Origin of the sequence: Staphylococcus sp. MB377 (assembly GCF_001922505.1) — a bacterium.
GTDB lineage: Bacteria > Bacillota > Bacilli > Staphylococcales > Staphylococcaceae > Staphylococcus > Staphylococcus haemolyticus.
In genome coordinates this window covers 154,643-169,819 of sequence record NZ_MAON01000033.1, presented here as the reverse complement: position 1 = coordinate 169,819, position 15,177 = coordinate 154,643, and the positions used below count along the sequence as shown (strand labels likewise).

The following is a 15,177-nucleotide window of genomic DNA, read 5'->3' as shown; positions in this document are numbered from 1 at the left end:
CATAATACTTGATCGATATAAATATTCTTAAATTTGAAAGGAGAATTTCATTATGGGATTCATGGATAAAGCGAAAGACGCAGCAGAAAAATTTAAAAATAGCGATAACGAACAAGTTGATAAAGTTAAAGACAAAATCAATGAATATACTGACAAAAACAACGATGACAAAAACAACGATGACAAAAAAGATGATAAATAATTAGTTTTCAAGCGATAACATTAAATGTTATCGCTTTTTTATATCAAAAGAAGTATTTACAATTTAAGTAATTCAAAACATTTTTATTAAAGTTAATGTTGTTTTAGCATTAAAACCTATATGTTTATTAGCAAATAAAAGGAGTGAGATTAAATAATATCCCACTCCAAATTATGCATTAATTCTCTCGCTATCCATCAATATTAAATTTTAATATTGATTATTGATTCAATTTTTCAATAATTTTCTGTAAACGAGTGAATGATTCAAATTGCTTTTCTTGATCATAAATATAGCTGATTCCCATGAGTTCTTCAATTTCACCATATTCTTCTATAAATGCTTCCAACTTCTCTTTAACTGTTTCCTCTGAACCTATTAGCGAATCATTAAATCTTTGTTTAGCCATTTCAAATTCTCTAGGTGTTAGAAGAGCTTGTAAGTCATTTGTAGGTGGTTGTAATGGTTGCATTCTACCACGAGCAATACCAATAAATACTTGAGCTAATGTGCTTGCCAAGTATTCAGCTTCTTCATCACTTTCAGCTACTATAGCATTCAAGCATACAATCATATAAGGCTTGTCTAATACGTCAGAAGGTTCAAATAGTTCTTTATATATTTGAATTGCCTCTTTCATTTGCTGAGGTGCAAAATGTCCAGCAAAGACATAAGGTAATCCCTTACGTGCAGCTAAATGAGCTGAATCAGTAGATGATCCAAGAATATATAAAGGTACATTTTTACCTACAGCAGGATAAGCTCTTACATAAGCTTGTTTATTTCCAGGTCCAAAATAAGTTTGTAATTGTTCAACTTCTTCAGGAAACTCATAGACACCATTATGCTGGTCACGTCTCAATGCGCTAGCTGTCATCATATCAGTCCCTGGGGCTCTACCTAAACCTAGATTAACTCTGTTTGGGAAAAGTGTTTCCATTGTTCCAAATTGCTCCGCAACTATTAGAGGAGCATGGTTTGGTAACATAATCCCTCCAGATCCAACTTTAATACGTTTCGTATGTTCAAGTGTATGTTGAATCAATAGAGAAGTTGCTGAACTTACTAAATTTGGTGCGTTATGGTGTTCAGCAATCCAGTATCTTTCATAATTAAGTGAATCTAACTTTTGAGCTAAACTAATCATATCCTCAATTGCTTCTTTATCACTCTGACCTTCTCTTATTGGAACTAAATTTAATGCAGATACCTTTAGATTACCCACAGTTTTCATCTCCTCATATAAAATTAATATGGTTTAGTTTAACAAGATATGTAGTTTAATTTATATTGAAATGCTCATAATCGATAATGTTAGTGAAAAAATATTGATACTTTAATTAATAGTACATTTAAAATTATTTATAAGTTAATGTGGGGTTAATTTTTAAAGTGGTTGAATGTTAAAATATTAAACAATGGAAAAATTTATGTTTATAAACAACTATATAGAAAAAAATCTATTCAGGTGCTATTATAGGAACATTGATAATATTGTGAGGAGTGTACTTAAAAATGGAAGTATATGCAGATTATGCTGCAACTACACCTGTCAAACCAGAAGTAATTGAAGAGATGATGACAATTTATAAATCACATTTTGGTAATCCATCGTCTATTCATTCTATAGGAAGAGATGCACGTCGTTATCTAGATGAATCAAGAAGAACAGTTGCTAAATTATTGAATGCTAAGCCTAGCGAAGTTATTTTTACAAGTGGCGCAACTGAATCAAATAATACAGCCATTAAAGGATTAGTTTACGCAAATGAACATCTTGGAAATCACATTATTACAACTAAAATTGAGCATCATTCTGTCTTACACGTGTTTGAACAATTAGAAAAAGAAGGATATGATGTCACTTATTTAGATGTAGATGATACAGGTGCAATAGATTTAGATCAACTTAAAGAAGCATTAACGAATGACACTATTTTAGTTTCAATAATGTTTGTTAATAATGAAATTGGAACTGTTGAACCTATGTATGATATAGAAGATATTGTTAGCGAGTCAAACGCATTATTGCATGTAGATGCAGTTCAAGCAATCGGACATTTAGATATTAATTTTAAAGAATTTAAAATGGATACTTTAAGTTTGACAGCACATAAATTCGGCGGTCCAAAAGGTGTAGGTGTCTTATTAGTTAGAGATAAAACCCCAATAGAGTACTCTCAACTAGGAGGAGAACAAGAAACTAAACGACGTGCAGGAACAGAAAATTTAGCACAAATTGTTGGTTTAACAAAAGCACTAGAATTAGCACATAAGAATAGAGATAATAATAATTTACATTTAATGCAATTAAAAGAATTATTCTTAGTTAGCCTACAAGAACGTGCGATTCCTTTTGAGGTAAATGGTTCTATGGTTGATACAACAGGACATATTCTAAATTTATATTTCCCATTCATAGACGTGGAAACTATGCTAACACTTTTAGATCTAGCTAACATTTATGTATCTTCAGGTTCAGCATGTACAGCTGGTTCAACAACACCTTCTCATGTTTTAGCAGCAATGTATGAAGATGAAGAACGTGCTAAACATTCAGTAAGATTTAGCTTTAATGAATTAACAACTGATCAAGAAATAAAATATATCGTAGCTGAAATTCACAAAATATATCATAAATTTAAGGAGGAATAAATGTGTCTAATAAAGATATACGTGTAGTTGTAGGTATGTCTGGCGGTGTTGACAGTTCAGTCACAGCTCATGTGCTTAAAGAGCAAGGGTATGATGTTATTGGAATATTCATGAAAAACTGGGATGACACTGATGAGAATGGTGTTTGTACTGCAACAGAAGACTATAATGACGTTATCGCAGTATGTAATCAAATTGGTATTCCATATTATGCCGTTAATTTCGAACAAGAATATTGGGATAAAGTCTTTACTTATTTCTTAGATGAATATAAAAAAGGTCGTACACCTAATCCAGATGTAATGTGTAACAAAGAAATTAAGTTTAAAGCTTTTCTAGAGCATGCACTTAAATTGGGCGCAGATTACGTAGCAACAGGACATTACGCAAGAATACGTCGTCATGATGATGGCCATGTAGAAATGTTACGAGGTGTAGATAATAATAAAGATCAAACTTATTTCTTAAATCAACTATCTCAACAACAATTGTCTAAAGTTATGTTTCCAATTGGAGATATTGATAAAAAAGAAGTTCGTAAAATAGCAGAAAAGCAAGATTTAGCAACAGCTAAAAAGAAAGACTCTACAGGCATCTGTTTTATTGGAGAGCGTAATTTCAAAACATTCTTATCACAATATTTACCAGCTCAAGCTGGAGAAATGCGTACGTTGAATGGCGAAAAAATGGGAATGCATAGTGGATTAATGTATTACACTATTGGTCAAAGACATGGACTTGGTATCGGTGGAGACGGTGATCCATGGTTCGTTGTAGGTAAAAATTTAGAAGACAATATTTTATACGTTGAACAGGGTTTCCATCATGATGCGCTCTATAGTGATTATTTAATAGCTTCCGATTTTTCTTTCGTAAATCCAGTTGATTTGGACAACGGATTTGAATGTACTGCTAAATTTAGATATCGTCAAAAAGATACTAAGGTGTTTGTTCAACGTGAAAGTCAAAATGCTTTACGCGTTACATTTGATGAACCAGTACGTGCTATCACACCGGGACAAGCCGTTGTATTTTATGATGAGGAAGTTTGTCTAGGTGGAGCAACTATCGATGATGTATTTAAAACAACAGGTCAGTTAAGTTATGTTGTTTAATTAAACAAACAAAAGATGGAGTTGTTAAGAGCCTGGGACATAATTCAATGCCTCAGGCTACAAATATATATTGGCAGTATTTGACTGGAAATATATTTTCGAAAAATATTGTTTATGTCTTGCTCCCAAATACTACTACATCTTTATTTTATAAAATACAGCGTTTCTCGTAAGATAATTTTAGGATTGGGTGGAATCATGATAACGAAACAAGATACGATTTATGAGTGGATTCAAAATGGTCAACTTGAAGATGCTTTAAAAGCTTTATTTCAAAACATAGAAGAAGAACCAAATACCATTGAAAATTATATCAATGCAGGAATAGTATTAGCTGATATTAATGAAATTGAAAAGGCTGAGCGTTTCTTTCAACGAGCAATTACGATAGATGATAAAAATGGTGCAGTGTATTACAATTTAGCCAATCTATATTACGATCAAGATAAATACCGTGATGCTATTAAACTATATCAATTGGCATCTAAATACAATATGGATAAAATAGATACTAATTACATGATTGGTATGTCATTTAACCAATTAGATGCACCAAAAGAATCTTTACCTTACTTTATGACTGCAGCAGAATTAGATAATAATCAAGATGCAGAAGTTCAATTTCAATATGGTCTGGCTCTATGTCATTTAGAAATGTTTAACCAGGCTATAAATCAATTGAAAATTGTTTTATCTATAGATTCAAAGCATGTCGATGCTTTATATAATCTTGGTTTAGCCACTTACATGGATACTGAAGATCTTGATTTAGCTATGTCTTATTTTGACAAGGCAATATCTATAGATCCAAATCACTTGTTAAGTCAACATGCTAAGAAAACGTTTGAAGCTATAAAGAATGAGGAGGAGTAATATGTCTGACCCTACACTATTTGATTATTCAATGATTAAAGGTACTGTAGATGCTATTTTATTTCAAAATAATAATAATTTCTATACAGTCATTAAAGTGGATACAATTGAGACTAATGAATCATTTGGTAATTTACCAACAGTTGTAGGGTTCTTTCCAAATATTGTGGAAGGAGATGTATACACTTTTAAAGGACAAGTGGTAGAGCACCCACGTTATGGCAAGCAATTGAAAGCCGACACTTTTGAAAAAGAGGTCCCTCAAACTAAGGATGCTATAATTACATATTTATCAAGTGACTTATTCAAAGGTATAGGTAAAAAAACTGCTCAAAATATTGTAAATACACTTGGTGAAAATGCGATAAATGATATTATGGCAGACGCATCAGTTTTAGAGAAGGTTTCAAATTTACCGAAAAAGAAACAAAAGCAGATTGCTGATCAAATTAACGCCAATCAAGAGTCCGAAAAAATTATGATTCGATTACATGATTTAGGCTTCGGACCTAAATTATCAATGGCGATATATCAATTTTACCAAGCCGAGACTTTAAACGTGCTCGAAAATAACCCTTATCAACTCGTTTATGATATTAAAGGAATTGGTTTTAATAAAGCTGATACTTTAGCTAGAAATAATGGCATTAGTTTTAATGATCCAGAACGATTGAAAGCAGGATTATTATATACGTTAGAAGAAGAATGTATAAAACAAGGTCACACCTATTTATCACTAGATTATGCAATTGAAGTGACATTAGAGATGCTAATGGATACTCATTCCAGTGATAGTATCGATTCAAAACAACTTGAAAATATTCTCGAATTATTACATGAGGAACAAAAAATTATTGTAAATAATGAGCGAGTCGCCATTCCTAGTCTCTATTATTCCGAACTCAAAAGTGTTCAAAATTTATATCGAATTAAAACATACAAACATAAGCTAAAAGAAATAGAACAATCTGATTTGCAGATACATATAGGGGATATAGAGACTAGTAATAATGTGCTTTATGCACCATCTCAAAAAGAGGCCTTACAAACTGCAATTAATTCTAAAATTATGCTTTTAACCGGTGGCCCTGGTACAGGTAAAACAACAGTAATCAAAGGAATCGTTGAGCTTTATGCAGAGGTACATGGTCTTTCTCTTAATTATTCAGACTATCAAGAAGATGACTATCCTATTGTCCTGGCAGCTCCGACAGGTAGAGCATCTAAAAGATTGCAAGAATCTACAGGGTTAGAAGCAATGACAATTCATCGACTAATTGGATGGAATCAAGAAACACAACCAGAAGACATTCTAGATAATGAAATTAAAGCAAAGCTCATAATTATTGACGAAATGTCTATGGTAGATACATGGTTGTTTCACCAATTTTTAAGTGCAGTTCCTCTAGATGCACAAATTATTTTAGTCGGTGATGAAGATCAATTACCCTCAGTTGGACCAGGTCAAATCTTTAAGGATCTTATTGATTCGAAGGCAATACCACGAGTTAATCTAACTGAAGTTTATCGTCAACAAGATGGTTCAAGTATCATCGATTTAGCGCATCGTATGAAACATGGTGAGCCAATAGATATTACAAAGCGTTATCATGATAGGAGTTTTATAAGTTGTAATGTCGATCAAATTCCTACAGTAGTTGAAAAAGTAGTTTCAAGTGCAGTTAATAAAGGTTATGATATGAGTGATATTCAAGTCTTGGCGCCTATGTATAAAGGTAACGCAGGTATTAAAAGATTAAATCAAGTATTACAAGATATTTTAAACCCCAAGGCACAAGATACACGAGAAATTGAATTTGGTGACATAAAGTTTCGTAAAGGTGACAAGGTTCTTCAGTTAGTTAATCGTCCTAATGATAATATCTTCAATGGTGACATAGGAATAATCGTTGGTATATTTTGGGCTAAAGAAAATGCTTTAAATAAAGATGTTATGGTTGTTGATTTCGAAGGTAACGAGATTACTTTCACTCGTCAAGATTTATTAGAATTAACGCATGCTTATTGCACATCCATTCATAAATCACAAGGGTCTGAATTTCCAATTGTAATTATGCCTATCGTTAAGCAGTATTTTAGAATGTTACAGCGACCAATACTTTATACAGGACTTACACGTGCTAAACAATCATTAGTATTACTTGGAGATTCAACCGCATTTGAAATTGGATTAAATACGCAAGGACAAATACGACATACACAATTGCAAGAGCTAATCTTGTCATATTTTGATATAGACCAAAAAGAAAGTGATGTAACAATTTCAAATACTTCTGTGAATAAAGATGAAGAGGCAATGGATACAATTTACGACGTTGATACAAAAGATGATCAAATCATTTTAAGTGAATCTACTATATATCAAATCAATCCAATGATTAATATGGGTGATGTTTCTCCTTATGATTTTGCTGAGCGTTGACATTTAGTTTGAAAATACTTAAAATAATCTTAAGTTCGCATGAAGATGAGTAGGCAATTATAACTTATATAGAGATGTACTGGTTGGTGAAAAGTGCAATGTATATTGTTGAACGCTACTTCATGTCATTTTTATATTTTAATTGAGTGATAAATGTTTTCTATCAAGCGATAATTTTTGTAGCTTAAAGATAGATTGTTTATAACTAGGGTGGTACCGCGAAAACGTTCGTCCCTTTTTTGAGGATGAACGTTTTTTGTGTTTTTTAGATAAAATATGTTGATATAGGAGTGTCGGAAATGAAAAATTTAAAGGCTAGTGAAATTCGTCAAAAATATATTGATTTCTTCGTCGAAAAAGGTCATATGGTTGAACCTTCAGCCCCTTTAGTGCCAATTGATGACGATACATTATTATGGATAAATTCAGGTGTAGCAACTTTAAAGAAATATTTCGATGGTAGAGAAACACCAAGAAAGCCTAGAATAGTCAATTCTCAAAAAGCAATTAGAACAAATGATATTGAAAATGTAGGATTTACTGCACGACATCATACATTTTTCGAAATGCTTGGTAACTTTTCAATTGGTGATTATTTCAAAAAAGAAGCAATCCACTTTGCGTGGGAATTTTTAACTAGTGAAAAATGGATGAGCATGGAACCTGAAAAATTATATGTAACTATTCATCCTGAAGATACTGAAGCTTATCGTATTTGGAATGATGAAATTGGATTAGAAGAAAGTCGAATTATTAGAATAGAAGGTAATTTCTGGGATATCGGTGAGGGTCCATCTGGTCCTAACACTGAAATTTTCTATGATCGTGGAGATGAATATGGCCAAGATGATCCATCAGAAGAGATGTATCCAGGTGGGGAAAATGAAAGATATTTAGAAGTTTGGAACTTAGTATTTAGTGAATTTAACCATAATAAAGACAACACTTATACACCATTACCAAATAAAAATATTGATACGGGTATGGGTCTTGAACGAATGGCCTCTGTTTCTCAAAACGTAAGAACAAATTATGAAACAGACTTATTTATGCCAATCATTAATGAAGTAGAAAATGTAGCTGGCAAAAAATATTTAGTAAACAACGAGCATGATATTGCCTTTAAGGTAATAGCGGACCATATTCGTACAATTGCATTTGCAATTGCTGATGGCGCTTTACCTGCGAATGAGGGAAGGGGTTACGTTTTACGTCGACTTCTACGTAGAGCAGTCAGATTTAGTCAAACTCTCGACATTAATGAACCATTTATGTATAAGTTAGTTGACATCGTTGCAGAGATAATGGAGCCATATTATCCAAATGTTAAAGAGAAAGCTGATTTTATTAAGCGTGTTATTAAATCAGAAGAAGAGCGTTTCCATGAGACACTTCAAGAAGGTTTAGCAATTTTGAATAATTTATTAGCTAAAGCTAAATCATCTAATAATGAAATTAACGGTTCAGATGCGTTCAAATTATACGACACTTATGGATTCCCAATTGAATTGACAGAAGAATTAGCTAGTCAAGAAAACATCTCTGTGGATATGGCAACGTTTGAAAAAGAAATGGATCAACAACGTACACGAGCTAGAGAAGCTCGACAAAGTTCACAATCAATGCAAATCCAAAGTGAAGTTCTTAAAAATATTACTACTGAAAGCAAATTTGTCGGATATGAAACTACAGATTATCAGACTACGTTAACTGATTTAATTTATAATGGAGAGAAAGTTGAATCTGCTGAACCAGGAGAAACTGTATATTTCATTTTAAAAGAAACTCCATTTTATGCAGTTAGTGGTGGGCAAGTAGCTGATAGAGGAACAGTAGGTAATGAGAACTTTGAGATTGAAGTAACTGAAGTAACTAAAGCACCTAATGGTCAAAACTTACATCAAGGTGTCATCCAATTTGGTCAAGTTACAGTTAATAGTGATGTAGATGCAAGTGTTAATAGGGATGAAAGAAAAGACATCCAAAAAAATCATAGTGCCACTCATTTACTTCACGCTGCATTAAAAGAAGTATTAGGTGAACATGTAAATCAAGCAGGTTCGTTAGTTGAAAGTGAGCGTTTGCGTTTCGATTTCTCACATTTTGGTCCGATGACTCAAGACGAAATTGATAAAGTTGAAAGACGTGTAAATGAGGAAATTTGGAGAGGTATTTCAGTTAATATACAAGAGATGCCTATTAATGAAGCAAAACAAATTGGTGCTATGGCGTTATTCGGTGAAAAATATGGAGATATTGTGCGCGTTGTTAATATGTCACCGTTCTCAATTGAGCTATGTGGTGGTATACATGTTGATAATACTGCAGAAATTGGGCTTTTCAAGATTATAAGTGAATCAGGTACAGGTGCAGGCGTTAGACGTATTGAAGCATTTACTGGTAAGTCAGCGTTCTTACATCTAGAGGATATTCAAAATAAATTTAATTCTATTAAAGATCAAATTAAAGTCAAATCTGATGATCAAGTATTTGATAAAATTGTCCAGCTACAAGAGGAAGAAAAGAACCTTCATAAACAATTAGAACAACGAAATAAGGAAATCACTTCACTTAAAATGGGCAATATAGAGGATCAAATTGAAGAAATTAATGGCTTTAAAGTACTAGCTACAGAAGTTGAAGTTTCTAATGCTAAAGAAATAAGACAAACTATGGATGATTTCAAATCTAAACAACAAGATGCTATTATAATCTTAGCCAGTGATTTAGGTGAAAAGGTATCACTAATAGCAACTGTACCAAAAGAACAAACAGATAAAATTAAAGCTGGAGATATCATTAAGAATATGGCACCATTAGTTGGTGGTAAAGGTGGCGGTCGTCCAGATATGGCTCAAGGTGGCGGTACGCAACCAGAAAATATCTCAGAAGCATTACGCTTTATTAAAGATTACATTAAAAAACTATAACTTTGTAATCAACTAGTGTAAAATTGGTGTATGTAAGATAATTCGTTTTAGAGGAGTGTCGCATCTATGGATAATATTGATAAAACAATGAAGTTTGACTATGAAGAAATTCCGAAAGATAATGTTGAAACAGTGTTAAACAACGTACACCGAACTTTAGAAGAGCGTGGTTACAATGCTGTAAATCAAATTGTAGGATATTTACTCTCAGGTGATCCTGCATATATACCTCGTCAAAATGATGCTCGAAATCAAATTCGCCACATTGATCGTGACGTTATCATGGAAGAACTCGTTTCAAATTATTTAAAAGAGAACAAGAACTAGTATATGTTAACGCACAAAATTTTGGGTTTGGATGTAGGTAGTAAAACAGTTGGCGTAGCTATAAGCGATTTAATGGGTTGGACTGCCCAAGGATTGGACACTCTAAGAATTAACGAGGAACTAGAAGATTTTGGCATAGATCAATTAGTGACCATTATTAAAGAACATAACGTTGGTTCTGTAGTAATTGGTTTACCTAAGAATATGAATAATTCTATTGGCTTTCGTGGAGAAGCTTCGTTAAGATACAAGGAGTTACTCAAAGAAAGCTTACCTGATATAGAGATAATTATGTGGGATGAACGATTAAGTACTATGGCAGCAGAGCGTTCATTACTTGAAGCAGATGTATCTAGACAAAAAAGAAAAAAAGTAATTGATAAAATGGCAGCAGTATTTATATTGCAAGGCTATTTAGATTCAATCCAATAAAGGAGTAATAAACAATGACTGAACATAATCATAACCACGATGTAAAATTAGATATTAGTAATGAAGAAGAGTTATTAACTTTATTCGATGAAAATGGTAACGAAGTTTTATATCGTAAAATGTTGGAATTTTATCATCCAGAATTTAAAAAAGAATATGTTATTTTAGCTGAGGAAGGTGCTCAATCTGACGATGATGACATGATTGAATTGATTCCAATGATTAATGAACCTGATGAATCAGGTGATGGTGGTAAATTAGTACCTATCGAGACTGATGAAGAATGGGACATGATTGAAGAAGTAGTTAACACAAACATGGAAGAATAGTTTCCTAGATTTAATATTTAATACTAAAACAAATTTAAATTAGCTGACTGAACTGTCAATATGTGATTTAATTTATAATTCAGAACAGAAATTTTATATAAGGAGTGGGATAATGAATTCAATTCGAGTTCTATTCTGCTCCTTTTTTGATTGATAAAATCGTGTTTTTTTACATATTACATCTTAAATTACAATCAAATATATGATAAAATATTTAAAGTTAAATTCTTATAGGTAGACAATGAGTTTTAATAAATATTTAAATCAGTCATACATTTATAAGTATAAGTTATCCTAGCACGGTTAAGTTTATTTAAAACTTTTAAAGTTTAGTGGATAACTCCATATCGACTGGTTTATTTTTTAATGTCATTTTGTCTTTAAAAAGGAAGTAAATTAATGGAAGCTAACCAGCAGTATTTATTGGATATACATCGTAAAACAGATAATAAAATTGAAACGTTAAGAGAATATGCGGAGCAAAATGCTGTACCAATTGTCGATAGATTATCCCTAGAGATGATTAAACAATTAATTCGGATACATCGTGCAAAAAACATTCTAGAAATTGGCACTGCAATAGGGTATAGTTCAATGCAATTTGCATCCGTATCAAATGATATACATATTACGACTATAGAGCGTGATGAGAAAATGATTACACAAGCTAAATCAAATTTCGAAACTTATGGCTACTCATCACAAATAAGACTTATTGAGGGAAATGCTTTAGAGCAATATAACAAAGTCAGTGATAAACAATATGATATTATTTTTATTGATGCAGCAAAAGCTCAATCAAAGAAATTTTTTGAATATTACACACCACTATTAAGAAATGGTGGACTAGTCATTACAGATAATGTTCTATACCACGGTTTTGTATCGAATATAGATATCGTACGTTCAAGAAATGTTAAGCAAATGGTTAAAAAAGTTCAAAAATTTAATGATTGGCTAATTAGTCTAGAAAATTACAGTACTAACTTTATAAATATGGATGATGGGTTAGCAATATCAATTAAAGGAGAATAATTATGACGGAATTACTCGTTACTCCTAAATCATTAAGTCATTTAGAAACACTAATAGATATTGGTGCAGATGCATTTGTCATTGGTGAACAAAAATTTGGGTTAAGATTACCAGGAGAGTTTAATCGTGAGGATATTAAACAAGCAGTCAAATTAGCGCATGAGCATGATAGAAAAATATATGTTGCTGTAAATGGCATTTTCCACAATTATCATTTAAATGCATTGGAAGACTATATTAATTTCTTACATGAAGTTAGAGTAGACAGAATTATATTTGGTGACCCTGCAGTCGTCATGTATGTCAAAAACCAACATAATCCGATACCACTAAATTGGGATGCTGAAACTATAGTAACTAACTATTTCCAATGTAACTATTGGGGAAAAAGAGGTGCCAAACGAGCACTTCTAGCGAGAGAATTAAACTTAGATGAAATAATAAATATAAAAGAGAATGCAAATGTTGAAATTGAAGTTCAAGTACATGGGATGACTTGTATGTTCCAATCTAAACGCATGTTGCTTGGGAACTATTATACTTTCCAAGATAGACAAATGAAGATTAAACGTGAAAATGATGATAAAGAGTTACTCCTATATGACGAAGAACGTGATAATAAATATCCTGTATTTGAAGATTTTAATGGTACACATATAATGTCTCCAAATGATATCTGCTTAATTGAAGAACTCGATCCACTATTTGAAGCTGGAATTGATTCTTTTAAGATAGATGGAATTCTGCAAAGTGAAGAATATATAAATACTGTTACAGCTCAATACAGAGAAGCTATAGATTTATATAATGAAGATCCTGAAGCATATGAAGATGAAAAATTCATGTTAGTAGATCCAATTGAAGCAATCCAACCAGAACATCGTCCATTTGATGAAGGATTTTTATATAAACAAACAGTTTATTAAAAGGAGGCGCTAAAAATGAAAACATTGACTGAAATTCAAACACAAGAGAAAAGTAAAATTAAAAAGCCCGAATTATTAGCGCCTGCTGGTAATTTAGAAAAATTAAAGATTGCAGTACATTATGGTGCAGATGCAGTATTTTTAGGTGGTCAAGAATATGGTTTGCGTTCTAATGCTGATAATTTTACTATGGCTGAAATTAAAGAAGGCGTTGAATTCGCAAGTCAATATAATGCAAAAATTTACGTAACTACTAATATTATCGCTCATGACGAGAATATTAAAGATCTGGAAAATTATTTAATTAAATTAGAAAAAACGGGTGCTACCGGAATCATTGTTGCAGATCCTTTAATTATTGAAACTTGTAAGCAAGTTGCTCCTAAATTAGAAATACACTTATCGACACAACAGTCATTGTCTAATACTAAAGCGGTTCAATACTGGAAAGAAGAAGGTTTAGATCGAGTGGTATTAGCACGTGAAACTGGTGCGATGGAAATGAAAGAAATGAAAGAAAATGTAGACATTGAAATTGAAGCATTTATACATGGTGCAATGTGTATTGCATATTCAGGTCGCTGTACACTTAGTAATCATATGACAGCTAGAGACTCTAACAGAGGTGGTTGTTGTCAAAGTTGTCGTTGGGATTACGATTTATTAGAAGTAGATAATGACGGTGAACTTGATCTTTATTATCAAGATGGAGACACCGTACCATTTGCTATGAGTCCTAAGGATTTAAAATTAATTGAATCAATACCTCAAATGATGGAAATCGGTATCGACTCTTTAAAAATAGAAGGGAGAATGAAATCTATTCATTATATAGCTACAGTTGTATCAGTTTATAGAAAAGTTATTGATGCTTATGCTGAAGATCCTGAGAATTTTAAAATTAATCCTGAATGGATAAAAGAATTAGATAAATGTGCTAATAGAGATACTGCACCAGCATTTTTTGAAGGTACACCAGGATATGAAGAGCAAATGTTTGGTGTTCAACAAAATAAAAAATCACCTTACGATTTTTGTGGATTAGTAATAGATTATGATGAAACTACTCAAATTGCTACAATACAACAAAGAAATCACTTTAAACCAGGTCAAGAAATTGAATTCTTTGGACCTGAAATACAAAGTTTTAGACAAGTTATTGATGCCATATATGATGAGGAGGGCAATAGTCTAGATGCTGCACGTCACCCACTTCAAATTGTACAAATCAAAGTAGATCATCCAATTTATCCTAAGAACATGATGAGAAAGGAAATTAGATAATGGCAAACACAACAATTATTGGTATTGCCGGTGGTTCAGGATCTGGTAAAACAACAGTTACAAACGAAATCATGAAGAATTTAGAAGGCCATAGTGTCGCATTACTTGCTCAAGACTATTATTATAAAGATCAATCACATTTAACATTTGAAGAGCGATTAGAAACAAATTATGACCATCCCTTTGCATTTGATAATGATTTGCTAATTGAAAATTTAAAAGATTTACGAAATGGTCATGCAGTCGAAGTTCCTACATATGATTATTCAAATCATACACGTAGTGAAGAAACCATTGCATTTGAACCTAAAGATGTTATTATCGTAGAAGGTATATTTGCTTTAGAAAATAAAACACTACGTGATATGATGGATGTTAAAATATACGTCGATACTGATGCAGATTTAAGAATTCTTAGACGACTAGTTCGTGATACTAAAGAACGTGGTCGATCTATGGAATCAGTAATTAACCAATATTTAAATGTTGTCAAACCAATGCATAATCAATTTATTGAGCCTACTAAGAAATATGCAGATATTATCATTCCAGAAGGTGGAAGTAACAAGGTTGCAATTGATATAATGACTACTAAAATTCAAACATTGGTTAGTAAACAATAAGTA

At 32.1% G+C, this 15,177-nt stretch carries 14 protein-coding genes; 13 read left to right on the top strand and 1 reads right to left on the bottom strand.

Annotated features, from left to right (window positions below; all coding sequences use genetic code 11):
• The first annotated feature begins 52 nt into the window (after positions 1-52).
• Complete coding sequence (locus BB045_RS12185) at positions 53-202, top strand: SAS049 family protein (RefSeq protein WP_176744751.1); 150 nt, start codon at positions 53-55, stop codon at positions 200-202.
• Between the two features lie 220 nt (positions 203-422).
• On the opposite strand, the gene BB045_RS07970 is transcribed toward BB045_RS12185, so the two are convergent.
• Positions 423-1,436, bottom strand: coding sequence for an LLM class flavin-dependent oxidoreductase (locus BB045_RS07970; RefSeq protein ID WP_080497797.1), 1,014 nt, complete (start codon positions 1,434-1,436; stop codon positions 423-425).
• Positions 1,437-1,717: 281 nt separating this feature from the next.
• Between BB045_RS07970 and BB045_RS07965 the strand changes: the two genes are divergently transcribed.
• The 12 genes from BB045_RS07965 (at position 1,718) to udk (ending at position 15,174) form a co-directional block, all read left to right on the top strand.
• Positions 1,718-2,857, top strand: coding sequence for a cysteine desulfurase family protein (locus tag BB045_RS07965; RefSeq protein ID WP_075140655.1), 1,140 nt, complete (start codon positions 1,718-1,720; stop codon positions 2,855-2,857).
• 2 nt (positions 2,858-2,859) lie between these two features.
• Positions 2,860-3,972, top strand: coding sequence for a tRNA 2-thiouridine(34) synthase MnmA (gene mnmA / locus BB045_RS07960; RefSeq protein ID WP_070581554.1), 1,113 nt, complete (start codon positions 2,860-2,862; stop codon positions 3,970-3,972).
• Between the two features lie 201 nt (positions 3,973-4,173).
• On the top strand, positions 4,174-4,845 hold the full coding sequence (locus BB045_RS07955; protein WP_176744752.1) for a tetratricopeptide repeat protein: 672 nt from the start codon (positions 4,174-4,176) through the stop codon (positions 4,843-4,845).
• A 1-nt stretch (position 4,846) separates the two neighbouring features.
• Positions 4,847-7,288: an SF1B family DNA helicase RecD2 gene (gene recD2, locus BB045_RS07950; RefSeq protein WP_070581556.1), complete on the top strand. Its 2,442-nt coding sequence runs from the start codon at positions 4,847-4,849 to the stop codon at positions 7,286-7,288.
• Between the two features lie 299 nt (positions 7,289-7,587).
• Positions 7,588-10,218, top strand: a complete 2,631-nt coding sequence (alaS, locus tag BB045_RS07945) for an alanine--tRNA ligase (protein ID WP_070581557.1) — start codon at positions 7,588-7,590, stop codon at positions 10,216-10,218.
• A gap of 66 nt (positions 10,219-10,284) precedes the next feature.
• A complete protein-coding gene (locus tag BB045_RS07940) occupies positions 10,285-10,545 on the top strand; it encodes an IreB family regulatory phosphoprotein (RefSeq protein ID WP_070581558.1) in 261 nt (86 codons plus the stop codon).
• A gap of 3 nt (positions 10,546-10,548) precedes the next feature.
• Positions 10,549-10,977 (top strand): Holliday junction resolvase RuvX, encoded by a 429-nt coding sequence (gene ruvX, locus BB045_RS07935; RefSeq protein ID WP_070581559.1) that lies wholly within the window; start codon positions 10,549-10,551, stop codon positions 10,975-10,977.
• Between the two features lie 14 nt (positions 10,978-10,991).
• Positions 10,992-11,306 carry a DUF1292 domain-containing protein gene (locus BB045_RS07930; protein ID WP_070839582.1) on the top strand — a complete coding sequence of 105 codons (315 nt, stop codon included), beginning with the start codon at positions 10,992-10,994 and terminating at the stop codon, positions 11,304-11,306.
• 399 nt (positions 11,307-11,705) lie between these two features.
• Entirely contained in the window at positions 11,706-12,341 is a 636-nt protein-coding gene (locus BB045_RS07925; protein WP_070581561.1) for an O-methyltransferase, read from the top strand.
• A 2-nt stretch (positions 12,342-12,343) separates the two neighbouring features.
• On the top strand, positions 12,344-13,267 hold the full coding sequence (locus BB045_RS07920) for a peptidase U32 family protein (protein ID WP_070581562.1): 924 nt from the start codon (positions 12,344-12,346) through the stop codon (positions 13,265-13,267).
• A gap of 15 nt (positions 13,268-13,282) precedes the next feature.
• Positions 13,283-14,551, top strand: a complete 1,269-nt coding sequence (locus BB045_RS07915; protein ID WP_075140654.1) for a peptidase U32 family protein — start codon at positions 13,283-13,285, stop codon at positions 14,549-14,551.
• Positions 14,551-15,174: a uridine kinase gene (udk, locus tag BB045_RS07910; RefSeq protein WP_037536685.1), complete on the top strand. Its 624-nt coding sequence runs from the start codon at positions 14,551-14,553 to the stop codon at positions 15,172-15,174. Before BB045_RS07915 ends, udk begins: the two co-directional genes overlap by 1 nt.
• Positions 15,175-15,177 lie beyond the last annotated feature (3 nt).